This window comes from Bacillus sp. WC2503, from assembly GCF_052682895.1.
In genome coordinates this window covers 342,555-366,637 of sequence record NZ_JBQYMD010000001.1, presented here as the reverse complement: position 1 = coordinate 366,637, position 24,083 = coordinate 342,555, and the positions used below count along the sequence as shown (strand labels likewise).

At 36.0% G+C, this 24,083-nt stretch carries 27 protein-coding genes and 1 pseudogene; 6 read left to right on the top strand and 22 right to left on the bottom strand.

What is annotated here, in order from left to right; genetic code table 11:
• Positions 1-12: 12 nt before the first annotated feature.
• The 15 genes and pseudogenes from glpK to ACUN26_RS01900 form a co-directional block, all read right to left on the bottom strand.
• Positions 13-1,503: a glycerol kinase GlpK gene (glpK, locus tag ACUN26_RS01970; protein WP_000759975.1), complete on the bottom strand. Its 1,491-nt coding sequence runs from the start codon at positions 1,501-1,503 to the stop codon at positions 13-15.
• Positions 1,504-1,515: 12 nt separating this feature from the next.
• Positions 1,516-2,337: a glycerol uptake facilitator protein GlpF gene (glpF, locus tag ACUN26_RS01965; protein WP_001272191.1), complete on the bottom strand. Its 822-nt coding sequence runs from the start codon at positions 2,335-2,337 to the stop codon at positions 1,516-1,518.
• A 227-nt stretch (positions 2,338-2,564) separates the two neighbouring features.
• The gene (gene glpP, locus ACUN26_RS01960) at positions 2,565-3,125 is read right to left on the bottom strand and encodes a glycerol uptake operon antiterminator GlpP (RefSeq protein ID WP_000394289.1); all 561 of its coding nucleotides are present in this window, start codon (positions 3,123-3,125) and stop codon (positions 2,565-2,567) included.
• A 97-nt stretch (positions 3,126-3,222) separates the two neighbouring features.
• Positions 3,223-3,672, bottom strand: coding sequence for a helix-turn-helix domain-containing protein (locus ACUN26_RS01955; protein WP_000577660.1), 450 nt, complete (start codon positions 3,670-3,672; stop codon positions 3,223-3,225).
• A 221-nt stretch (positions 3,673-3,893) separates the two neighbouring features.
• On the bottom strand, positions 3,894-4,094 hold the full coding sequence (locus ACUN26_RS01950) for a sporulation YhaL family protein (protein ID WP_000404439.1): 201 nt from the start codon (positions 4,092-4,094) through the stop codon (positions 3,894-3,896).
• 80 nt (positions 4,095-4,174) lie between these two features.
• The gene (locus tag ACUN26_RS01945) at positions 4,175-5,047 is read right to left on the bottom strand and encodes an alpha/beta fold hydrolase (protein ID WP_033657389.1); all 873 of its coding nucleotides are present in this window, start codon (positions 5,045-5,047) and stop codon (positions 4,175-4,177) included.
• Between the two features lie 242 nt (positions 5,048-5,289).
• The gene (locus tag ACUN26_RS01940; RefSeq protein ID WP_000725081.1) at positions 5,290-5,493 is read right to left on the bottom strand and encodes a hypothetical protein; all 204 of its coding nucleotides are present in this window, start codon (positions 5,491-5,493) and stop codon (positions 5,290-5,292) included.
• Complete coding sequence (locus ACUN26_RS01935; protein ID WP_000500567.1) at positions 5,493-6,581, bottom strand: response regulator aspartate phosphatase; 1,089 nt, start codon at positions 6,579-6,581, stop codon at positions 5,493-5,495. Before ACUN26_RS01935 ends, ACUN26_RS01940 begins: the two co-directional genes overlap by 1 nt.
• A 252-nt stretch (positions 6,582-6,833) precedes the next feature.
• On the bottom strand, positions 6,834-7,811 hold the full coding sequence (locus tag ACUN26_RS01930) for a ring-cleaving dioxygenase (RefSeq protein WP_001072584.1): 978 nt from the start codon (positions 7,809-7,811) through the stop codon (positions 6,834-6,836).
• Between the two features lie 55 nt (positions 7,812-7,866).
• Positions 7,867-8,811: a ring-cleaving dioxygenase gene (locus ACUN26_RS01925; protein WP_000272951.1), complete on the bottom strand. Its 945-nt coding sequence runs from the start codon at positions 8,809-8,811 to the stop codon at positions 7,867-7,869.
• A 544-nt stretch (positions 8,812-9,355) separates the two neighbouring features.
• Positions 9,356-9,622: pseudogene (locus ACUN26_RS01920) on the bottom strand (AAA family ATPase); the annotation flags it as partial.
• 800 nt (positions 9,623-10,422) lie between these two features.
• Positions 10,423-10,752, bottom strand: a complete 330-nt coding sequence (locus tag ACUN26_RS01915) for a hypothetical protein (protein ID WP_000566288.1) — start codon at positions 10,750-10,752, stop codon at positions 10,423-10,425.
• 585 nt (positions 10,753-11,337) lie between these two features.
• A complete protein-coding gene (gene yhaM, locus ACUN26_RS01910) occupies positions 11,338-12,282 on the bottom strand; it encodes a 3'-5' exoribonuclease YhaM (RefSeq protein WP_000726648.1) in 945 nt (314 codons plus the stop codon).
• A gap of 41 nt (positions 12,283-12,323) precedes the next feature.
• A complete protein-coding gene (locus ACUN26_RS01905; protein ID WP_001242204.1) occupies positions 12,324-15,248 on the bottom strand; it encodes an ATP-binding protein in 2,925 nt (974 codons plus the stop codon).
• Positions 15,245-16,486 carry a metallophosphoesterase family protein gene (locus ACUN26_RS01900; RefSeq protein WP_000815713.1) on the bottom strand — a complete coding sequence of 414 codons (1,242 nt, stop codon included), beginning with the start codon at positions 16,484-16,486 and terminating at the stop codon, positions 15,245-15,247. The genes ACUN26_RS01905 and ACUN26_RS01900 overlap by 4 nt, the downstream gene beginning before the upstream one ends.
• A gap of 261 nt (positions 16,487-16,747) precedes the next feature.
• Here ACUN26_RS01900 and ACUN26_RS01895 point away from each other — a divergent pair, with 261 nt between their 5' ends.
• The gene (locus ACUN26_RS01895) at positions 16,748-16,933 is read left to right on the top strand and encodes a YhzD family protein (protein ID WP_000539550.1); all 186 of its coding nucleotides are present in this window, start codon (positions 16,748-16,750) and stop codon (positions 16,931-16,933) included.
• A 26-nt stretch (positions 16,934-16,959) separates the two neighbouring features.
• Here ACUN26_RS01895 and ACUN26_RS01890 read toward each other — a convergent pair whose 3' ends face one another.
• Entirely contained in the window at positions 16,960-17,322 is a 363-nt protein-coding gene (locus tag ACUN26_RS01890) for a hypothetical protein (protein ID WP_000582774.1), read from the bottom strand.
• A 153-nt stretch (positions 17,323-17,475) separates the two neighbouring features.
• On the opposite strand from ACUN26_RS01890, the gene ACUN26_RS01885 reads away from it, so the two are divergent.
• The gene (locus ACUN26_RS01885; RefSeq protein ID WP_000273535.1) at positions 17,476-17,616 is read left to right on the top strand and encodes a YflJ family protein; all 141 of its coding nucleotides are present in this window, start codon (positions 17,476-17,478) and stop codon (positions 17,614-17,616) included.
• 54 nt (positions 17,617-17,670) lie between these two features.
• Here the strand turns inward: ACUN26_RS01885 and ACUN26_RS01880 are convergent, their stop codons facing one another.
• Positions 17,671-17,916: a hypothetical protein gene (locus ACUN26_RS01880; RefSeq protein ID WP_000418551.1), complete on the bottom strand. Its 246-nt coding sequence runs from the start codon at positions 17,914-17,916 to the stop codon at positions 17,671-17,673.
• A 90-nt stretch (positions 17,917-18,006) separates the two neighbouring features.
• Positions 18,007-18,591 (bottom strand): hypothetical protein, encoded by a 585-nt coding sequence (locus tag ACUN26_RS01875; protein WP_001034988.1) that lies wholly within the window; start codon positions 18,589-18,591, stop codon positions 18,007-18,009.
• A 214-nt stretch (positions 18,592-18,805) separates the two neighbouring features.
• Between ACUN26_RS01875 and ACUN26_RS01870 the strand changes: the two genes are divergently transcribed.
• From ACUN26_RS01870 to ACUN26_RS01860, 3 genes are all read left to right on the top strand, one after another.
• Positions 18,806-19,801, top strand: coding sequence for a zinc-dependent alcohol dehydrogenase family protein (locus tag ACUN26_RS01870; protein ID WP_080001221.1), 996 nt, complete (start codon positions 18,806-18,808; stop codon positions 19,799-19,801).
• A gap of 161 nt (positions 19,802-19,962) precedes the next feature.
• The gene (locus ACUN26_RS01865) at positions 19,963-20,643 is read left to right on the top strand and encodes a FadR/GntR family transcriptional regulator (RefSeq protein ID WP_001024478.1); all 681 of its coding nucleotides are present in this window, start codon (positions 19,963-19,965) and stop codon (positions 20,641-20,643) included.
• Positions 20,644-20,713: 70 nt separating this feature from the next.
• A complete protein-coding gene (locus ACUN26_RS01860) occupies positions 20,714-21,895 on the top strand; it encodes an MFS transporter (protein WP_000768277.1) in 1,182 nt (393 codons plus the stop codon).
• 118 nt (positions 21,896-22,013) lie between these two features.
• Here ACUN26_RS01860 and ACUN26_RS01855 read toward each other — a convergent pair whose 3' ends face one another.
• From ACUN26_RS01855 to ACUN26_RS01840, 4 genes are all read right to left on the bottom strand, one after another.
• Complete coding sequence (locus ACUN26_RS01855) at positions 22,014-22,325, bottom strand: YbjQ family protein (protein ID WP_000637510.1); 312 nt, start codon at positions 22,323-22,325, stop codon at positions 22,014-22,016.
• Between the two features lie 142 nt (positions 22,326-22,467).
• Positions 22,468-22,671, bottom strand: coding sequence for a DUF4028 family protein (locus tag ACUN26_RS01850; RefSeq protein ID WP_000635853.1), 204 nt, complete (start codon positions 22,669-22,671; stop codon positions 22,468-22,470).
• A gap of 165 nt (positions 22,672-22,836) precedes the next feature.
• Positions 22,837-23,367 carry a general stress protein gene (locus tag ACUN26_RS01845; protein ID WP_001100091.1) on the bottom strand — a complete coding sequence of 177 codons (531 nt, stop codon included), beginning with the start codon at positions 23,365-23,367 and terminating at the stop codon, positions 22,837-22,839.
• 60 nt (positions 23,368-23,427) lie between these two features.
• The gene (locus ACUN26_RS01840; RefSeq protein WP_001004563.1) at positions 23,428-23,568 is read right to left on the bottom strand and encodes a hypothetical protein; all 141 of its coding nucleotides are present in this window, start codon (positions 23,566-23,568) and stop codon (positions 23,428-23,430) included.
• 236 nt (positions 23,569-23,804) lie between these two features.
• Here ACUN26_RS01840 and ACUN26_RS01835 point away from each other — a divergent pair, with 236 nt between their 5' ends.
• Entirely contained in the window at positions 23,805-24,056 is a 252-nt protein-coding gene (locus ACUN26_RS01835; RefSeq protein ID WP_000991353.1) for a hypothetical protein, read from the top strand.
• The last annotated feature ends 27 nt before the right edge of the window (positions 24,057-24,083 follow it).

Here is a 24,083-nt window from a genome sequence, read left to right as displayed (position 1 = left end):
CACTGTTTATGATTATTTGAAAGCTTTTGTTGCTTCAATTGCTTTTTTCCATCCAGCATATAGCTCTTCGCTTGTTTCCGCTTCCATCGTTGGTTCAAAGCGTTTGTCCATATGCCACTGCGCTTTAATTTCATCTTGGTTTTTCCAATATCCAACCGCAAGACCTGCTAAGTATGCTGCACCTAAAGCTGTCGTTTCATTGATCACTGGACGCTCTACAGGAACTTCTAAAATATCACTTTGGAACTTCATTAAGAAGTTATTCTTAACTGCTCCGCCATCAACGCGTAATGTATTTAGTTCGATACCTGAATCTGCTTCCATTGCACAAAGTACATCTTTCGTTTGGTATGCTAAAGATTCTAGCGTCGCACGAATGAAGTGCTCTTTCGTCGTACCGCGTGTTACGCCAAACATAGCGCCGCGTACTTCACTATCCCAGTAAGGTGTTCCGAGTCCTACGAATGCTGGTACAACGTATACACCATCAGTTGATTCAACGCGTGATGCGTACACTTCACTCTCACTTGCATCTTTAAACATGCGCATTCCGTCACGTAACCACTGAATTGCAGAACCTGCTACGAAAATACTTCCTTCTAATGCGTAGTTTACTTTACCATCTAAACCCCATGCAATTGTTGTTAATAGACCGTGCTCAGAAGCTACTGCTTTTTCACCTGTGTTCATTAACATGAAGCAACCAGTTCCGTAAGTATTTTTCGCCATACCTTCACCGAAACAAGCTTGTCCAAATAATGCTGCTTGCTGGTCACCAGCTACACCTGCAATCGGTATATTTTGACCGAAGAAGTGATAATCAATTGTTTCACCATATATTTCAGATGATGGACGTACTTCAGGAAGCATGCTCTTTGGTACTGTTAACATGTCTAGAAGCTCATCATCCCACTGTAAGTCGTGAATGTTAAACATTAATGTACGTGATGCATTTGAGTAGTCTGTTACGTGCGCTTTACCACCAGATAGTTTCCATACAAGCCACGTATCAATTGTTCCGAATAATAACTCACCGTTTTCTGCTTTTTCTCTTGCACCTTCAACGTTATCTAAAATCCATTTTACTTTCGTACCAGAGAAGTATGCGTCAATTAAAAGACCTGTTTTTTCACGAACCATTTCGCTATAACCTTTTTCTTTTAACTCATCACAAATCTCCATTGTTTGACGAGATTGCCATACGATTGCGTTATAAATTGGTTTACCAGTCGTTTTATCCCATACAACCGCTGTTTCACGTTGGTTCGTAATACCGATACCTGCGATTTGCTCTGGTTTTACATCCGCTTCACTTAAGCAAGTTGCGATAACTGCTAAAATAGATCCCCAAATTTCTTGTGCATTATGTTCTACCCAGCCTGGCTTTGGAAAATGTTGCGTAAATTCTTTTTGAGCTGAATGAACGATTTCCCCTGCTTTATTGAAAAGAATTGCGCGTGAGCTAGTTGTTCCTTGGTCTAATGAAAGAATATATTTTTTCATATCGGTTTCCCCCTATGCTACTTTTCTATTATTTGTAGTGCTTCCACTTTTTTTACTTGTCATATATGAGATTGCTAGTACAACCACAGTTGCAATAATTACATAAATAAGTGCTGAATTTTGTTTTCCTTCAAATACAACTTGATGGAATAAACCTGCAAGTGATCCACCTAAAATCGGACCAACTACTGGAATCCATGCATACTTCCAGTTTGAACCGCCTTTTCCTGCAATCGGAAGGAAGAAGTGCGCAATACGCGGACCTAAATCACGAGCCGGGTTGATTGCGTATCCTGTTGTTCCACCTAATGATAAACCAATACTTACAATTAAGAAACCTACGATAAATGGATTTAATCCATCTGCAAATTTATTTGCTCCAATTGCTAATATACCAAATACTAAAACGAATGTTCCAATCATTTCACTTAAAAGGTTTGCAAATGTGTTCGGAATTGCTGGACCTGTTGCAAATACGCCTAACTTTGTTCCTGGATCTTCTGTTTCTTTCCAATGTGGTAAATAGTGTAAATATACGATAATTGCCCCGATAATTGCCCCAATCATTTGTGCTGCGATATAACCTGGTACGTCACTCCATGGGAACGCTCCCTTAAATGCTAGTCCTATCGTTAAAGCTGGATTCAAATGTGCCCCACTAATTGATCCAACCGCATACGCTGCAACCGCTACCGCTAAGCCCCAGCCCATTGTAATTACAATCCAACCAGAATCTTTCGCAAACGACTTCTTTAAACTTACACCAGCACAAACGCCGCCACCAAGTACGATTAACAACGCTGTCCCTATTAATTCCCCTAAAAATGCTGACATAAAATCCCTCCACAATCAATTTAAATGCTTTCAAATGTGATAGAGGTAAAATGAATGGCCATTCGTTTTTTTCAAAAGAAAAAGATCCACAGCTTACACGCTTCTATATAAAAGTATATAGAAACAATGAAATGTGGATCTCTTCTTTTCTCCGTCACGTTTATTAACTTGTCTATAATGTTAACCGTTAATGAAAGCGGTGTCAACAGAATCTTTTCACATTTTCGTCACTTTTTTTGGTAATGTTTCCATAATTCTTTTTTCGATGTCGTAATCGCTGTCGCACCAGCATGTAAAGCTCTTTCAACATCCTCCACAGTACGAATAAAACCACCCGCTAAAATCGGTACACCTGTACGCTCTTTCACTTCAGCGATCACATCCGTTAGCGCACCAGGAAGCACCTCTATATAATCCGGTTTCGTCTTTTCTAACAAATTACAGCTCTTTTCCATCGCACTAGAATCAATCAAAAAGATGCGTTGAATGGAGACGACACCCTTTTGCTTCGCCTTCATAATTACGCTCGCCTTTGTTGACAATAACCCGTACGGTTTATATTCTTGGCATAAAAACTCCGTCGCATGCCCATCACTTTGTAACCCATGGATCAAATCAACATGTAAAAACACCTTTTTACCGTGTTGCTTCGCGAGTGAAACAACACTCTTCAATTGACCAACATGAATATCTAAAATAACAATATATTCATACGAACTATGTAATAGCTTTTCCAAGTCTTTAATTTGCCTCACTGCTGGCAAAATCTTTTGTTCATGAAATTCCATTCTAAATGTCCCCTTCTTTATATCATCCTATCCTTTATAGTACACAATTTATATGAAAAGAACAGCTAGTGTAGGGAATTTCTTTCAAACCTTTCCTCTATTTATATCTTTTCTTCAACTTATCAGAAACCGTGCCACCTACGATCATTAATATAAGAGGTAGAAAGTTCATCATATACGGTGCGTCTGCTACAATTGTAATGCTCGCTCCTGCAAACTTATTTAACATCCACACAACGATTTTTGTAACAAACAAAAATACGCCCATCATAAATAAACTATCAAAAAACACCTTCCATTTTGGATATGCCAATTGCTTACTATCTTCAATAACTTTCTGTGTCAACTCTTCATCACTCCTCAATAGCTCATCAATCGTAATACCGAACAAATCACTTAAATGAATAATAATTTCAATGCTCGGATAGTTCTTTCCCGTCTCCCATTTCGAAACAGATTGCCTACTTACATGAAGTTTTTCAGCCAAATCATTTTGGGACCAATTCCGTTTTTCTCGTTCTTCTTTTAAACGCTCACTAAAGATCATACTGTGTTTATCACCTCTCTACGCCTAGTATGGTCAAATAAATGATGAAGAGTAAAGCTAGTTATCGTTGCATAACCTACGCAACTTATGCGTTACACCTTAACATAGAGCCATTGCGCACTTTATGTCATGCAAATTTTTTATATTTTTCTTCTATAATAATTTCCCGAACAATAAAAAGAAGAGAAACTAAACTCTTTTCTCTTCTTCAAAAGTTTCTATTAAAGTAATACCGAATCCTTATCACTATCCTGATTACGTTTCTCACGCTCTTCTTCTAAACGTTTCATATATACTTCGCCTTCTTTTTCAATAAACTCATTATCCATCTCTTGCTCTTTTTTTGAAGTATATAAAACCATGTAGCCACTTAGTACAATCCCAACAATTACAAGATAAACCCACCATGGTAAAATTTCCAAATCACTTCATTCCTTTCCTTAGACAAGCCTTATTAGTTTCACTGTATGAGGAAAGAAGTGGATTTATGCTTAAAAACTTTTTATTGTGGATGCTTTGAGAAAAATGCTTGTACATATTCCATAAATTCGATTGGCTCCTGGCGGAACGGAGCATGGTATCCTTTTTCAATAATATGAAATGTACTATTTGTAAATAACTGATGATACAGCTCACCGTTTTTCCAAGAAACGCTCTTATCATGTCGTCCCCATATAATTAAAGTCGGTACTTTAATTTTATCGGCCTCCATCGCAATGCGGCGCTCTCTCATTTTCGTAAGCTGATCGTAATGCTCTTTATCATCACGACTATTTTTCACTTCATTTTTATTATAATCCGTAATCTCTGTTACAGTTTGAAGATCCGTTGATAGCGGCGGCACTTCATAACTTTCTTTTTGCTGGAAAGACTCGATCCCTGTAGAATCCGCCAAAATGAGATGTGTCACTGCGTCCGGATATAAATACGCTAAATTAAGGGACATCTCTCCCCCCATCGAATGACCAAGTACCGCAAACTGATCGTATCCGAGCTTCTTCATTAACTTATAATATAAATTCACTTGCGCAGGAAACGAATACTGAAAATCAACCGGCTTAGAAGAACGCCCAAATCCTAAAATATCAACTGCAATAATCGTATGATCTCTCGCAAGTTCCGGATAAATATCACTAAACCCATCTGAAGAACCACCAAATCCATGAAGCATAAGTAAAGGCGGCTTCCCCTCACCAATTTGCTTAAAGTAAATCGTCTGCCCATCAATCTGTGCCATACTCTCTTTCGTATTCAGCTTCATCATAACAGTATCTTTCACTTCTCTAACCTTCGCAATCGGCTTATCGACGAAGTTACATACTACTAACAAAACAAGCACAATACCGCTAATCATATAAAACTTAAACCGTTTCAAAATTTCCGTCTCCTTTCTCATGTTGCTATTTAAAGTTTTTACATTTTTTGGTTGTTTTATGATTGATTTTTTAATTGTAACTAAATCAGTTACAATTATATTAAAAAAATATAACTCATCTCTATTACTGATGGTTATTTTGTAACTATTATAGTTACATATGAAAAGTAAGTCAATTTTTTTCTCTGCATGGCCAAAAAATAAAGAAGGGACTTCCATATGAAGTCCCTTCTTTATTTTTATTATAGTTGGCTTACTCCGCCGCCGTCGCCTCTATTATCTGCAGGTGCTCCACCTGTATCTCCCTTATTAAAACCAGAATACTCTGGTCCTGCTGGCGCTCCACCTGTATCTCCCTTATTAAGAGCAATAGCATTAAAATCATGGGAACCTAAAACTGAGAAAGTAAATGCAAATCCAATTACTGTTAACACAATTTTTTTCATTACTTTAACGCCCCTTTTGTCATCTGTTTTTGCCTCGCTTCTTTACTCATACGATAATATTTACTAGCCTTTTCATGATTGTTTATATCATAAAATTTATCTGCTAAGCGTTCTGTATATTCCTGAATACAGTCAAATAACTCTTCTCTTTCAAAGTAAGAAATACCTGCTATAACAACCTCTTCTAATGCATCAATATTTGTATTCATTTCATTTAAAACCATGAATCGGTATTGATATTCTTGATTCTTCAACTGATTACAAATATGCAATCCTTTACTTATTATGGCACTCGCTTTTTCAAATTCTTTTATTTTTAAATATTCATCAGCCTCCAAGTACAGCGCCCTAAAATGATTAGGAGCTTTCTTTGTTACTTCGGATAAATGGCGAATGGCTAACTCAGATAAATTCTGATTTGCATATAGCAACCCTAAGTTATTTCTAACCATTAAAATATATTTTTCATGATTAATTTGTTGAAAAACATTTAAGGAATTATTAAATATCTCCTCTGCTAACTCAAATTGATTTAAATCAACATAGCATAACCCTAAAATATTCTCGCATAAGGCAAAATTAACCTCATATCCTGATTGCTTCATAAAATCTTCTTTTGCCTTTTTCAAATAATCAATCGCATTAATTTGTTGATAGGAATGATAATGAAAGTTCCCCATTCGATAATTAAACTCCGCATGCTCTATCGGATCTGCAATATATTTCAATAACTTCTCAGCTTTTTCATACTGTTCTTTCGCTTCGTTATAATTTGAAATTAATGTACAATGAAATCCTTTAAAGAAGTGATAGTAATACGCTAGAAAGCCTTCTGTCGGAATTTCGAAAGATTCTACTTTATCAAAACTATCTTCTCTAACTGCAATCCAATCAACTAATGCATCATATCTAAATTTCAATAACGCATGATAAAGCGATACATCTTGATCAACTTCCAAACCACTAATCTTACTATCAATCTCCTCTTTCATTTCTGTAGCTTTCTCTATATGTTGCTGCAACATTACACGATACCAATCATCTAAAAAATGTTTCATTTGCTCCTTCGTTACTACATCTGCTCCCATACCTCGCGTCCCCCTTGCCCCAATTTATAAATTTGGGATATTTATACAATTATTCAAATTGTATATCATCGCCCATTAGCATGTATTGAAAAATTATTATCAGAATTTTTAATATTTTATTGTTATTATACTAAACATTTCCTATTACAAAACTTGAGAAATAATTATCAGAATTTTTATCGACCAATAAAAAAGCAAGCAATTTCAGCTATTCGCTAAAACTACTTGCTCTCCTACTTATTATCTCTATTTTTACTCTTTAATAAATTCCTTTGTACTTCTCACTGTATCAATTGGACGAACTAATTTTTCAATTTCTTCACGTTTTGGCTCTAGGAATGGAGGTAAAGATAATTTTTCTCCAAGTGTTTCGTATGGCTCATCTCCCATAAAACCAGGACCGTCTGTTGCGAATTCAAATAAAATTTGCGGTGCAACTCTTGCGTATAATGACTCGAAGAAGTGACGATTTACATAACCAGATGAAGGGAGACCAACGCTACCTATTCTTTCAATCCATTCTTCTAATACAGCGCGATCTTCTACACGGAATGCAGCATGGTGAACTGTACCAAAACCTTGTTGTGCTTCAGGAAGAACTGTATTATGTTCTACAATGACAGATGCACCGTTTCCACCTTCATTCACTTCAAATAAATAGAATTCTCCTTCTTGAGCAATCTCTTTAAATAATAGAACTTTTTCTAACACTTCTTTAAAGAAACTAAAGTTTGCGATACGAATAAATACAGGTCCTAAACCAGTAATTGCATATTCTAATGGCACTGGCCCGTTTTGCCACGGTGTACCTGATTCTACCCCTTTATCAACTTCATCCGAGATTAATTGATAGTGTTGATCATCAAAATCAACGAAAGAAAGAGTTTTCTTACCAAATTGCTCTTTAATTCCTGTATGTTCCACTTCAAGACGATCAAAGCGTTTCACCCAATATGATAATGCTGCATCCGTTGGAACACGGAATGAAGTTTTTGAAATTTCATTTGTACCGTGTACTCCTTTTGGAACACCTGGGAAGTCAAAGAATGTCATATCTGTTCCGGCACTACCTTTATCATCTGCAAAGAATAAATGGTACGTTTGAATATCATCTTGGTTTACCGTTTTTTTAACTAAACGCATTCCTAAAACATGAGTGAAAAATTCATAGTTCTTTTCTGCACTACTTGTAATCGCTGTAACGTGATGAATTCCTTTTAATTGGTTCATTTTATATTCCTCCAATGGTTTTCATTTATATATTAAATTTGTATTTTTTCTTCTATTACTTCTCTTCAATCGGAGCTAAATTTGCTTCAATTTCTGCTCGCTGATCTTCTAAGAACGGTGGTAAATCAAGTTTTTCTCCTAAATGCTCCACATCTCCATCAACTGTAAATCCTGGTCCATCTGTCGCAATTTCAAATAGAATTCCGTTTGATTCACGGAAATATAAGCTTTTAAAATAGAAGCGGTCAATGATTCCTGAAGAATGGAAACCTCTTTGTTTCACCTGTTCTTCCCAATAAGCAAGCTCTGCATCGTTTTTCACACGAATCGCTAAATGGTGAATGCTACCGCGGCCCGGCTTTTCAGAAGGACCGTCCAAATATTTCACAACGATTTCCCCAAAGGCCTCTCCTTTAATAGACTGAAAAATTGCTTCTTCGTCATTTCGGCTAACCTCTGTATAACCAAACATCTCTGTAAGTGTACTCGCCATTTTATCAAGTCTACGCACTGTCATTTCCACAGCACCCATTCCTTGAATTTGATACTTTGCAGGAACTTCTGATTTCTCCCACGTCTCCCAATGCTCCACTTTTTCGCCGTTTGAAACGAGTAGTACGAAACGAAGTCCTTCAAAATCCTCAAATTTCAAAGCAGGACGATTTGCATATGTTGTCATTTCACTATGTTCCACACCAAATTCCTCAAATCGTTCTTTCCAGTATTGCAAACTGTCCTCTGACGGAACGAGTAATCCAATTCGAGTAATCGCATTCGTACCACGATATGTTTTTCCTACTAAAGGAATTTCAAAAAATGATAGCTCCGTACCTGGGCTTCCTGTTTTATCTCCATAAAATAAGTGATACATTGACGGATCGTCTTGATTTACCGTCATTTTCACACGACGTAAACCAAGCATGTTTTTATAAAAGTGATTATTTTCATTTGCGTTTTTCGTAACCATTGAAATGTGATGATGCCCTTTAATTTCATACATCGGTCATTCCTCCGTTTCATTTTACTAGTCAAGTGACAACAAAAAAATAATATGCTTCTTAGCTTTTCAATTTATTCTCATTATGTTTTTATAACTTAGTCGTAGTGTTTACTAAATAAGCTGCATTGAATTCATTCATAAATTACTTTGTCTTGTAAACCGAAAGTAACTGAGTATATGTTTTTCAGGTGACTCATTTGCTTTCGTTACTATCACTTTACAACTCAAGTGATTAAAAAGCAAGTAAAAAATCTTGAATTTGAGATATTTTTTTAGTTAAATAACATTTAGGGTGTAAAATCATTAATCTCTATGTGGGATAGCGTCACATCACTATCAAGCTAAAGACTCCAGGCTCCCCATGCCCCAAAACAAAAATTTTATCTCACCACAGTTGGTTGTTTATGAGAATTCAGTGTACTTTTGTCGTTTTGGAGAATAATGAAATTCTTAATCTGATGGCGATGAGGAGTTATATTATTTTTCTTCCTACCACAAATGAGAGATACTAACTCAGAGAAGATCTTCTGGTGCATAGCCTACTCGTTTTAAAATCACTTTCTTTCATATCAAAGTATTCTAATCCTACTACATCACCCGGCAACGTATCCGATGTAAATTGAACACGCTAAAAAGCCCCATCAATACTTTTCGCAAGAGTTTTGGCTAATGTTGTTTTCCCTGTTCCTGGTACGTCTTCTAATAAAACATGTCCATTTGCAACTAATGCAATCATCGCTAAATCAATTACTCCTTCCTTTCCTACAATAACCTTTGAAACGTTTTCTTTAATTTTTTCTAATATGTTCATATTCCTAATCTCCTTTATGTTATTTGATTTTTCTGATATTTTATCACAATAAACATTCCCCATAAACTAGAAAATATAGATTTTGTTAGTGCTATCCCTTATTTTGAAGGGCTGTTCTTTTAAGATCTAATAACCTAACGTTCTTGGACTAAAAACACGCGAGGTTCTTGGTTTGAGGACATTATAAAATTCATAAGTTGATGGATGTAGGATATCGCCAGCATTTTTGAAAAAACACGCTAAGAGTATGCAAGATCTTATACTGTTTTTCAGCTAATTCAGCAACAAACGAGGACTCTAAAGCCGCTCCAGGATAGTAATGTATTAAAAAATGCATAGATCCATAAAACAAAAAAAGGAAGTTCCCTTGTGAGAATAGGGGTTCCTCCTTGTCCTTGCTACCGATAATAAGACGTTATGTTAACCTTACATGAATATCATATACAACCAAAATTATACAACATATCACTTCCTCTAAATGGTACAATTAGGAAAAAGGGGAGGGAAGTATGAAAAATAAAATACCTCTAATAACATTCATTTTAGCTGCTTTATTTGTAGCTGGAGGTTTTGCGTTCTTCTACTGGATCAAAATATTCCCATTCAACTAAAGAGACCTAACTACCGATAACACTGATTATATGAACGAAAAGCCCCTTGAGAAAATCTGAAGGGGCTTTTCTAGGTTTCTAGATAGATTGACTCCTCATAATGAGACGTTATGTTAACCCCATATGTATAGAATATACGGTTAACTAAAAATGAAAAGTTTACATTTTTTATTGTTTCTTATAAGTGGATTATTTGTATTCCTGTTTATATAATTTAAACGAATAAATAGCTCCAATAAAGAATACAAAAGCTTCAAATAATATAAAGATTTGACGGAAATTCTCAATATCTTTACCAACTAAAGAAATAAATATAGCATTCATTAGAATCTGAATAGTAAACATACGAGAAGTAATTTTTAAATAAATAGCATTTGTTCTTTCATATGGTTTACCAATTTTTTTGTAAATAATAATAAGTGCAATTACTGAACCCAAAAATAGAAGTGCTGTAAGTCCTACAACGATATTGAAATTGCCTGTACTTTCTAACATCCATTTATTTAATAGATCAATCATTATTATCTTCCTTTCCTACATAAGAGAATATTTCGTTCTTCTTTTTCACTATAATAAAAAAAGAAAAAGGAAAACATCGAACTTTCTTACAAACATTCGTGTATTCTTACAGTTTTGTCATTTTGTAAATGTATTCAGCGCCTTGCCTTTCACTATTTTCTTTGGAAAACATAGTGAATTACGAGAAAGAACGCTACAAGATCAACTTCCGAGAACGAGAATTATGTAAATAAGCTGCCCATATGGACAGCTTATTGTATTTTTTCTGAAATGCTGGCGGTACTCCGATCTAGTCGAGGAAAGGCACCTTAGGGTGTCTTTTTTATATAGGGATCCCTCCCACCTTTTAACCAAAATATATGCTAAACAAATTTCAACTCTTATTTTTAGGCCTATTGTACAGGCTGAAGCGATTCTAAGTATCTGCCATATTAAAGTTGATATGCTCCCATTCTAGTGGTGAGATATGTTTTAATCGTTCTTCGTTAACCCCATGCGTACTTCTTAACTATTTCATTTAATTTTTAATACAAAAACAGCCTCACTAAGCTTTTAACGCTTAATGAGGCCATTCTATTTACAATCTTAATTATGGAACGTCGGTTTATAGAATGAACGATTATCAAGTGCGAAGACACGCTCTGTGTATTCGCCTGGTTTTGTACGTCCTAATGCGCGGTCCATCATGTTCATTTTTGCATCTAAGTTGTCGATGTAGTGCAGAATTTCTGCTTCTTTTACTAATGGTGGTTTTGGGCTACCCCATTCTGCTTTTCCGTGGTGAGAAAGGACGATGTGCTGCAAGATTAATACTTCTTCTGCATCAATTTGCAATTCGTCTGCTGCTTTCCCAATTTCGTTCACCATGATAGAAATGTGGCCTAGTAAATTTCCTTCTAACGTATACGTTGTAGAAATTGGACCAGATAGCTCAATTACTTTACCAAGATCATGTAAAATAACGCCTGCATATAGTAAGTCTTTATCTAACGATGGGTATAGAGCCGAGATAGCTTTTGCTAAATCTAGCATCGATACAACGTGATAAGCTAGTCCAGATACGAACTCGTGATGATTTTTCGTCGCTGCTGGATATTCTAAAAACTCATTTTGATGCTTATTTAATAAATGTCTTGTTAGACGCTGAATGTTCGGGTTTCTCATTTCAAATATGTATTGCGTAATTTTCTCAACCATATCTTCTTTTTTCACTGGTGCTTTTTCTACGAAGTCCGAAATATCTGTTACTTCATTTTCATTCGCAACTCGAATTTGTTTCACACGTAATTGAATACGTCCTTTATAGTTTAAAATATCTCCAGCTACTTTAACGATTGTTTCTGCTACATATTGTTTCTCAACTTCCGGTGATACATCCCATAGCTTCGCTTCAATATCTCCACTTGGATCTTGTAAAATTACTGTTAAAAACGGCTTTCCATTACTTGCGAGACCTTTTGTCGCTGTTTTAATTAACAAGAAAACATCGACTTGTTCACCAACTTCATATTCTGCAATTTTCTTTTTCATTCGAATTCCTCCACCAAATCAGTTACTTTTAGTATAGCACACTACAACTCATTTTCTTTACGCTTATGCGTTAATTTTATAATCCGTTCTTCTGTGAAATACGTTAACAAATGCGCATGACATGTAAAGAAGATGACTTGTCTATCTTTCGCAATTTCCTTTATTAGTTCAATCGTTCGATTCGTCCTTACCACATCAAAATGCACGAAACTATCGTCAATAATAAATGGATAATCATGCTCAAATGTTTTCGCTAATGCAAATCGTAACGATAAATACAATTGCTCCGCTGTCGCTTGGCTTAGTTCATGACTGTAAAAACGTATACCGTCGTTACGTTCAACAATGAACGGCTCCGCCTCTGACGGTGAAAAGATTTTACTATAGCGCCCGCCCGTTAAATAGACGAAATACTCTTCTGATTTTTGTAAAATACGAGGCAAATGTACCTCATGATAGTATTGCTTCGTTTTCGTTAACACCGTCTTTGCTGCCGCATAAGCAGCCCACCTTTTCACTTGTTCGCGCACTTGCGCTTTTTTCATTTCCCATTCATGCATTAAATCACCGTACGTACTGCCTTCTTCTAAATTCTCAATTTCCATACGATGTTTCGCAATGCGCTCTGTCAGTTCTTTCTCTTTTGCAAGACAGTTTCGCACGACTGTCATTTCTCGCTTTAATTTTTCCTCATAACCTTCAGCTTCATAATGTTCAGCTAATGACAAACTCGTTAAACGCTGCTCTAAAAGCTCAATTTGCGGTAATAAACGCCCCACTTGTTTCTCTGCATCTTCACATTTCTCTGCCAGTTTACCTGCTTCTAAAAACATCTCTTCATCTGTAGCCTCTGCAATATGCCACAAACTATCTCGTTCTACTAGTAGCTGTTTCAATTGCCCTTGCATGAACTCATATTCTTCTTGCCATTCCGTCAACTTCTCTTTTAGTTGCTTACAAGTCTGGCGCTTTTCTTTCTCATTTTGCATACGACTTTGTGCCTCGTGCAGCTTATTATACTCCGCGCTACCGATAACAGTTTCTAGTTTATGTTCAAAGTGCGAAATCATTTCATATAATGAAGATTTCCGCGTGCTTTGTTTCTCTACTTCACGATACAGTTGCTGCATTTTTTCAATCCGCTCAAATGCCGGCAATATGTGTGCATACGTATAAAATTCAGGGAACATATAGCGCGATTTATACGCATCGACTTGTTCTCCTGCGCGGAACGTTTCTCTCTCCCATTCCTCATACGATGAAACGACTTTATCATAAGCTCGTTCCATTTGCTGTAACTTATATGACTCGCGCTCAAATAGCTTACGGATCTCTTCATCTTTTTCTAATTGATAGCGAACGGACATCGCTTCTTCACTTTGTCTTCCGCCAGCACTTTGCTGAAGAGTAAGAAGCTCTTCTTGTAATCCGCTTGATGGATCTTTATATAAAACAAGGGCGAGAACAATCCCTACAAAAACAATGACACTAATAAATAAAAGCTGGCGGTTATCTATAAATAAGCTCGTGAATAAAACACCTGTGTTAATAAGAAGTAACAGAAGACAAACTCTTTGCCACTGCTTTTTCTTTTGCGTAGCCACTCCTACTTTTTCCTCATACTTACGCTTCATTCTCTCCGCACCCATACCGATAAACGCCGCGTCTTGGAACGATTTTTCTTTCTCAGCTAATGTAGCACGCTCTTCATCAGCTAACATTTGTTTCTTGATCTGCCTTATATTTTCTTCTTGTTCTTCTAACTGCTCTTGCGCTACTTTGAAGCGATCATCGAGCTGTGCTTTTTGCGTTTCTAATTCGCGCGCTTTTTGCACTGTTTGTGTAATTAGCTCTTTCGTTGCCAAACTCATATCAAACGAAAGAACTGTTTCTTTTTCAAAAGTAGCACCAATTTGTTGCTCTAATTCTGCCATTTCTTCTTTTATATTCGCAATATTCCCCGTCATATCTCGCATTTCTTGGCGTGCATTTTCATACGACATATGCTGCATGCGAAGTTCTTCTACGTAACTTTCTTTTTGTAAAAATTCTTCATCTATTTGAATCGAATCAATTTCCGATTGCACCGTCTCTATTTTTTTATGGAGCGAATCAACTTGTAATTGAAGCGGCTCCATCTTCGCCTTTATCGCTTCATAGCGCGCCGTTCCGTTTACAGGAAATTGCCTTTTTTCATATTCTAACACTTTCTCATGCGCATGCTTTTCAATAACGAGAGGCTCAAGCGCTGCTAATATTTCATAATCTTGCTTTCGCTTTTCCGCGTTCTCCTTCTCCGCACGAACAGAGGCAAGCTTCTCTTCATCCTCTTTTAACTGCTCGACCTGTTTTTCATACGTGCCAATTTTCCCTTGCCACTCTTTCATCTTCTCTTCAAGCTTCTTCATCTCTTGCAGTGACATATTAATCTCTGGCTTACGACCACTCGGCTTAAAGCGCTGATCCATTTCTTTCTCTAGCTTTTTATCGAGCTGTAATAACGCATCGCTTCCAACTGCGCTTGCCGAAAATAAATAATTTCCGATATCCGCTTCACCAAGCTGATGAATATTTTGCAACCCATGCATATCAAAAGAAAAAACAGATTCAAATAAACTTTCATTCATCCCGCTTAATATATCGTGTAAAATTTCCTCGCCGCCCGTTTTTCCATCTTCAAAATAAATGGTCACCTCTCCAGCTGCCGTCTTTGGTAATCGTTCAATTTTCAAACGGCCGTACTTCTCTGTTTGTACAGTAACTGCACCACCATACTTCCCGCCTTCTTTCGGCTCATAACGGCGCTGTCCTCTCGTCGGAAAACCGAACAGAATACTTTTCATAAATGAGCGAATTGTCGATTTCCCCGCTTCATTTTCACCGTACAACACCGTCAGCATCGACAGATCCATTTCCACATTTTCTAATTTTCCGTATCCATAAATATGGAGTTTTTCCATTCTCATTTCTTATCCCTCTCTTGCTGGAATAATTGTTCTAAAATAATATTTTCCGCTTCCTTTTGAATCTCTTTCTTCTCTTCTTCTGTAAAAGATTCAATACTATTACGCGCTACAGGAGATGTCCAAATGGTGCGCAACACGCCGTCCATATTTGTGAAAGCTTCTAACTCTTTCAGTACACTACCGACAAAATGATTTTCTTCTTTCAAACGCTCTATTTCTGCAAAAGAAACCGTCTCATTTTTCCACTTCATCGCATATACGAAATCTTTTCGCTCTTCTCCAGATGCTAAAATATGAAAAATCTCTTCCACGCGCTTTTCGTCACGCAAATAAGGAGAAAGCGGCCCTTGTCCTGTAAATACGACAGTTAGTAGCGTCCCTCCCTCTTCTCTTCGGCACTCATTCATCGCAGTAGATATGCTCGTCATAATTTCATCAACAGTTTCAAGTCCATCAATATTCACTTCTATTTCATCCCATACAACATCTGCCGTATGGAAAAATGAGCAATGCGTTCCTTGTTTCGTAAGTTCAATAAGGTACGCACCCTTTTCCCCTGTCTCTTTACGATGACGCCCTTGTATGTTACCTGAATAAATAATGTACGGCTCTTCTGATAAAATTTCACGTTTATGTATATGGCCAAGAGCCCAATAGTCAAACTGCTTTTCTTTCAGCTCACGAATTTGAAACGGTGCGTAGCGATTATGCTCTGCATCTCCTTCCACACTTCCGTGAAGCATGCCAATATGAAAAGGCGCATCACTCATTTTCGTAAACTGCGCTGTCATATTATCCGTTACTGCTTGCTGCAAATAACTAAATCCGTAAATAGAAGCTAACAGTTCACCATTGTTATAAAATGATTTCTCTTCTACATAAGGCTCCGTAAACACATGAACATTTTCCGGAAACTCAATCGCTGCCCAGCTTCCTCCTAAATGATCATGGTTACCGTGAATAATAAAAACAGGGATATCGTACTGCGAAAGTCTCTTCATTTGCTCACGCACAAACACTTGCGCCCGCAAACTTCGCGTCTCCGCATCATACAAATCCCCGGCTAGTAATACGAAATCAACGCGCTCTTGAATCGCTTTATCAATAATACGTTCGAACGATTCAAACGTACTTTGCTTCATTCTCTCCCAAATAGACTGCGGTACATTCATTTCCATCCCTTTAAACGGACTATCCAAATGCAAATCAGCCGCATGTATAAACTTCACTTGTTTCACAAATAACGATCCTTTCTATATTTCAAAAGTTTCATTTTATCCCGTACTAACGGGCAATAGGCAAAGAAGGCAATCTGAAAGTTAACTGCCCTTAAATACCCGATTGGTTCCACTAATAATAAGCAGGGGATGAAAAACTCCCCTGCTTATTAAAGTGTCACTTTATTGTAACATGCAATGTCATATATTTCTTTGCATATTCTAGTGATTTATGCCAAAATAGTTATAAGATTCTGATTTTAATTTTTGGAGGGAATTTTCATGGGAGTATACGTTCTAACAGTCTTTGAAAAAGATGGTTCAAAAGCATTGGACGAATCATTTGAGGCGGCAACTGAAAAAGAAGCGAAAGCAAAAGGTGAATCTATTTTACAAGAAAAAGGATTGCACGAAAAAACACATCGCTGCACATCTTCTGCAGGTAAGCTCGTTTTATTCCAGCGCTAAAAAAAGAAGCGTCATCCGCTTCTTTTTCACTCTACTATATCTTCGTCGCACCACGTAAACTCCACATCTAGAATGCGATTACCGATACGTACGCGTTTATTCCATTTACCTGTTTGGATCTGATGTTGCAATTCTGCCTTCATCTTTTCCGTCCAGTTATGAATCGTTTCACTACCGTCGTACGGATATATGCCCGGAAACTCTTCCTGCAGAAGGTGTAAGCTCTCTGCATCAAAATGAAAATGGAAGAAGTAGTTTGCTGTAAGCGATGGTTCTTGTAAACGTAAAAAATGATCATCAATTTGCTTTCTATTTCTATAGAAAGTAAAGATATTCACTTTACCGCTCGTAATTTGGTCAATTTGAATTTCGTGCTTCTCTATAATCACGTCTTGCCCACCTCGTTATATACTACCTTTAGTATATATGTCTTTTGCAACAAAGTTAACCATTTTCGCACGAAATTCATTTCCTTCATTATATTACCTGTACCTCCAAGTACAATCAGAACAAATAAAACAAAGTTGAAGGGGAGCGATCACATGTATTTCGGAAGCAAAGGTTGGTATGTAAAAGAACTTAAAAAATTAGGTATCCGTACTTATGAAGGTAAAAAACTAGAATCTTATCGTACGCATATTTTATCTAGTTTACTTGAGAGAATGAAGAAGGCTTCGGCTTAATAGACAAATAGAAGAAGCTACTTTAAAAGTAGCTTCTTCTATTTGAAAAATCGCTTATCCTTTGTACCAATCATAGCCTAAACGAACAACATTAGCCTCCATATAAGACAATGAATTTTCTCTAAGAAACGTCTCGTAGTTCACAAAATTATTCATCCCAAACCTATCCTTATGTAACCACGTTGCGTCACATTCATCACAAACATATACAACTTTATCAATGTCTTTTATTTCAACTCTACAAACGAGACCATTCCCATCACATCTTGGACAAACAACTTTACCTTTAAATAGCTCCATCTATAATTCCCCCATTACAAACTTTTAAAGCCCTCATTATATAATAGAATTTAAAATTGTTCTTTTTAGGCCATATATTTTATTTTGCGATTATTTTTTGTTTTTTTCTTGAATCTTCTCTACTTCATTTTTTATATCCTCTGATATAGCCACATCAATATTCCCTTTATATTTCTTGTATTCTTGGAATAACATGTTTGCATTTTGATTAAACGTTATCAGAGTTCCACTAGGAGATTCTGTTTGTTCCTTTAAAGATGTAATAATTCCATACATCTTCTTGTATTCATCATAAAGTTCTTTGTACTTATTTGGATTTTCTTTCGCAGCTTCAGATACCGTTTTTAATTGCCCTTCCATATCACTATATATTACAGAAGATTGAGCCACCATTGAATTTAGAGATTTTTTCTTAGCATTTAAAGCTATGTTAAAATTTCGGCGTTCATCAATAGCTTTAGACCAGGACTCTGAATATTGCGGTAAAACAAAATCAGCAACAAATCCCATTAATTCAATATTATTATAAAATTCCGCTGCGGCTTGAACATAGCTAGCTTCACGTTTCTTCTTTTCCTCTGCTTCTTTGGCATTTTTTTGTAATACATTCATACTCACAAGGGCTATCATGATCACAACAATCCCTAAAATTCCCCAGATTATCTTTTTATTCATGCTGACTCCCCCATTTATGTATAATCTTTAAATTATATTGGTAAAAACAAAATAAAAGCACTCGTTCGGGTGCCTTTAACTTTAGTTTTTATTGGGCTAATTTTTCATGTTTACTCCCTCTTTAAAATTTCTATTCCCTTTTATATATGTAACGAAATAAGTAGCCAAGCTAAAAATGCTATAATACATTTGACTACATTAAGGAGGAACCATTATTTTGCGCGGAACATGCATTCAATTTCATAAGTTTGGTAACCCAAAAGATGTATTACAAGTTGAATATAAAAATATAGAACCATTAAAAGATAATGAAGTGCTAGTTCGTATGTTAGTTAGACCGATTAATCCATCTGACTTAATTCCTGTAACTGGAGCGTATGCACATAGAATCCCTTTACCTAACATACCTGGTTATGAAGGTGTTGGTATTGTTGAAGATGTTGGTGCGAGTGTTTCTAGAGACCTTATCGGTAAACGCGCGCTACCTTTACGCGGGGAAGGTACTTGGCAAGAATATGTGAAGACATCAGCTGATTTTGTAATCCTTATTCCCGATTCAATTGATGATTTTACAGCTGCACAAATGTACATCAACCCATTAACAGCTTGGGTTACGTGTACAGAAACGCTAAACTTAAAACGAGATAACGTTTTATTAGTAAACGCTTGTGGATCCGCTATAGGTCATCTTTTTGCACAGTTATCACAAATTTTAAACTTTCGACTCATTGCAGTGACTAGAAATAGTAAACATACAGAGAAATTACTTCAGCTCGGTGCTGAATATGTAATAGATACTTCCACTGTTCCGCTTTATGAAACCGTTATGGAGTTAACGAACGGGATAGGCGCAGATGCTGCGATTGATTCTATTGGAGGATCCGATGGAAATGAATTAGCATTTTGTGTACGTCCAAATGGACACTTTTTAACTATCGGTCTTCTATCAGGCGTACAAGTAAACTGGGCCGAAATTGTTACGAAAGCAAAGGTGCATGCTAACATATTTCATTTACGACATTGGAATACAGACGTGTCACCGTATAAATGGCAAGAAACGTTTCGTCACTTAATTCGTTTAGTTGAGGATAAAAAATTACGTTTTATGACAGTACATTCTACGTATGACTTAGCGGATGTGAAAACTGCGGTTGCTGTTGTGCATTCTGCTGAGAAAGCAAAAGGAAAAGTATTTTTGACGAGTTATTAAATGCGGTTGAAGAATTCATTTTGATTGATTTTTTTCAAAATGGATTTTTTTATGCCTTATAAATCTGATTTTAGTATTCCGCTTCAAACACCTAAAAAATAACATTGTCAACAGAACTTAAATTGGTTATTATAAAAGCGAATATAACAGGAGATGAGCAGATGAATATAAATGAAAAGAAATCTTTTTCAAAAGTTTCTCGACGAAAATTAGTCGATGAAGTGTTGGAACGTCTACAAGAAAAAATCTTTTCTGGCGAGTACGAAGTTGGTGATCGCCTCCCTACAGAGCCCCAATTAATGGAAGAGTTAGGTGTAGGGCGTTCGACGCTGCGAGAAAGCATAAAGATATTAGTACATGCTGGTATCTTAGAAGTTCGACAAGGACAAGGTACTCGTATTGTCTCACTAAATACTACGCAAGATTCATTTGAAAAACGATTGCAGGCAGCAAATATTAATCATGTGTATGAAGCACGAAATATGTTAGATAAAGAAGTAGCTATGTTAGCGGCACAGCGCCGAAGCGAAGAGGATCTTTTATACTTAAAAGGAAATTTGGATAAAAGAAGAAATGCCCTTCGAGAAGGAAATTATGTAGCTTACATAGATGCAGACATTCAGTTTCATTTAGCAATTGCAACGGCGAGCAAAAACGAAGTTCTACTTGATTTATATCAATCTTTCGTGCCTGCCCTTCGTCATATTTTAAGCCAATTAATATTAAATACAGCTGACTATGAAGATAACTCTGAAATTCATGAAAAATTATTCCAAGCTATATTAAAACAAAATGCCGAAGAGGCTCGAACATACGTTGTTCAAAATTTGGAGCTGAAATAAGCTCCTTATATATTACACTTAAACATCAGATGATATACTCAATAACATCTGATGTTTAAGAGAGGAGAAAATGAAATTGAAACATCAAGAACGAACTTATTTGTATATACTAGCACTATTTTTTACTTCTATTAATTTACGTATCGGAATTACATCTATTTCACCTTTATTAGAAACAATCCGACAAGACTTAAATATAAGCAATTTTTCCGTTAGTTTTTTAACAGCCATTCCTGTTTTTTGTATGGGGACATTCGCCTTACTAACCGGGAAGGTAATTAAAAAATATGGGGCAGAAAAAGCAATTATGGCTTGTCTTATTTTAATTGGCTTTGCAACATGTATGAGAGCTTTTACTTCTTCCATTCTCACCTTATTCACAAGCGCTTTATTTATCGGCATTGGAATTGCACTTGCAGGGCCGTTACTATCAGGTTTTATTAAGGAAAAATTCCCTACGAAAATCGGCTTAATGATTGGAATATATTCAGTAGGTATGGGAACTGGCGCTTCTTTAAGCGCAGGATTAACGCTTCCTTTACAACATGTATTAAAAGGATCTTGGAATATGGCACTCGCTTTTTGGGGTGTACTTACTATTATCGCTATTATATTTTGGTATCCGGTTATGAAACGAAAAAAGAATACGAGCATACAAAATAAAAAGAATAATAATTTACCTTTAAGAAATAAAAAAGCATGGTTGTTCACAATCTTTTTCGGCCTACAATCAGGAATCTTTTATTCCATTACGACTTGGCTAGCACCAGCAAATCAAAGTATGGGTGTCAGTAGCGGACAGGCTGGTACTCTAATAACTGTATTTACAGTTATTCAAATGATATGCAGCTTTTTAATTCCAACATTAGCCGATATTTATAAAAACAGACCACTTTGGTTATTAGGGAGTATATGCTTTGTACTCGCAGGTTTATCGCTTATGATTTACCCACTAACTACACCATGGATCCCTTCTATTTTATTAGGTATCGGGCTCGGCGGCGTATTTCCACTCGCTCTCATGCTACCGCTATACGAAACAAAAACTTCCGAAGATGCGAGTGCATGGACTGCTATGATGCAGTCAGGAGGATACATTATGGGCGGATTCATTCCTGTCTTAGCAGGAATCGCTCGTGACTATTTTAATAGTTATACGCAAATTTTTATTATAATGGCACTTCTAAGCTTAGTTTTGTTCATTTTAACTTTAGTCATGAACAAAACTAAGATAGAAGCGAAAATAGCTTAAATGAAAAGAATGGGCTTTTTCCTAAAGGATCCAGCTCATTCCTTTACTTCTACAAATTGAAAACAAAAAAATCCCCTCAAAGCATAAGCTTCGAGGGGGAGCCTGTTTTTTTATTTACTTATATACGTACAGCTGTACCACTTACAGCAACCATTAACATTCCATCACGAACTACTTCATAATCTACGTCAATACCAACAATAGCGTTCGCACCTTTTTGTTTTGCAAGTTCTTTCATTTCATCCATTGCGATATCACGAGCTTCTTTTAGCTTGCTTTCATAAGAACCAGCACGACCGCCGACAACATCACGAACAGAAGCGAATAAATCGCGGACAATATTTGCACCCATAATAGCTTCACCATTTACAATATCGATATACTCAATAATTTCTTTACCTTGAATTCCAGACGTTGTTGTTACAATCATGACTGACACTCTCCTAATAAGTTGTAGTTTTAATTAGCTTTCTTATGTCTTTATTATGGCATGGAACAAGCAACTAATCTATTGAATTACCTTACAGGAATGTGACAGTTTTGTAATAATAAAGCGCGCATTATGTTTAATTTTAATAAAGCGCTTTAATATTGGGATACATAAACGATTCTCTATTTTCTTTCCAATCCTTTTCTACTTCTTTAAAAGTTGGTCGCCCTAATTCTTTGTTATTTTCATGTTTACTAAACCATTTTTTCACATACTGGTCTCCATTTTTGTTTTGAACTGTACAAAGGAAACTATTACTGCTATCCTTTAATATTTTTACAATCACGAAAAGGCACCTCTTCCCTTTTAAATAACATGATAGAACTTGATCTTTTACTATAAGCCCTTCCTCTCTTATAGTCATACGACTCCTCGGCCGCGCCAAAGTTGTAAGATCAAAAACGATATTCACTATTTCCACATTTTTCATAATTGATATATGAAGTACATATTATTTAAAGAAATCAGAGTTATAGGCATTATGCTTATCAAATATTTTATAGATTTCTAACTTATCATCTAACTTTGCATCTACTAAAATTAATATATTTCCATCGTAAATATATTCTTCATACTTTTTAGCATGTTCTTCTGGAATTCCTAACCCTATAAATGCTCCTATTAAACTTCCAGCTCCTCCGCCAATACCGGCTCCTCCAATAGCTGCTGCGATCGGTCCTGCTGCTACAATTGGACCCATTCCAGAAACGGCAAGTACACCAAGACCTGTTAATAAACCACCGAGCCCGCCTGCTACCCCTCCAGCTACAAGCCCTGTCGCTGAAAAGATATCTGCTTTATGTGCAGTTTCGCTATTCACTTTTTCACCCGACTTTTCTTCCAGATGTTCAATTTCCTTTTGATCTTTCGCAATAGCTGAAATGTTATCTGCTGAGTATCCTTTATCATTTAATTCATTAATAACGAGTGCCGCATCATCAATTGTTCTAAAAACACCTACTATTTTTCTATCTACATTCATAACTATTAACCTCCTAAATTTTTATATACATATACGCCCTTTTATTTTTATAATGCATCTTTATCCTTCTTCATTTCTGTATACACTAATCTTCTTATTAACATAACCATTTACGAAAAAAGCGAATAGTAACAGTATTACAAGCGAACTACTTAACAAGTAAATTAAATCAAACGTAATATCAATCATCATTTCATTCATGTATACCAGGCTCCTTTTTATTTAAAGTAAAAGTATATTTTGATAGACTAATCTACTAAACATAGACATCTTACAATTCATCTTCAGTCAATCTCTTTGTAGTATATGTATACCCTTCCTAACCTTTTCTAAACGTAAAAAACTATACTTATATTTTTTCTTATTTATATGTTTAACATTTTTTAAAACGGGTATGTTTATATTGTTATGCTTACTATATGGAAAGGAATATTGCAATGAACGCCATTCACTCTACTACTATTTCTTATAATGAAACGCCTACAATAACTCAGATTCATCATTTTTACGCTTTAATGACAACATTTCAAACGAACTTGTTTATAAGTAAACACGGAACACTTACTTCTATTAAAAACTTAAGCACATTAGTATCCTTTTTCCTTACGGTAAAAAAGAGAGAGCTTGTATTATTTATTTTTGAAGGAATAGATGCAAAAAGAGCTTTAAGAACACTCTTTCCTTCTTAGAATGTTTGTTATCCTCTATTCCCTCGT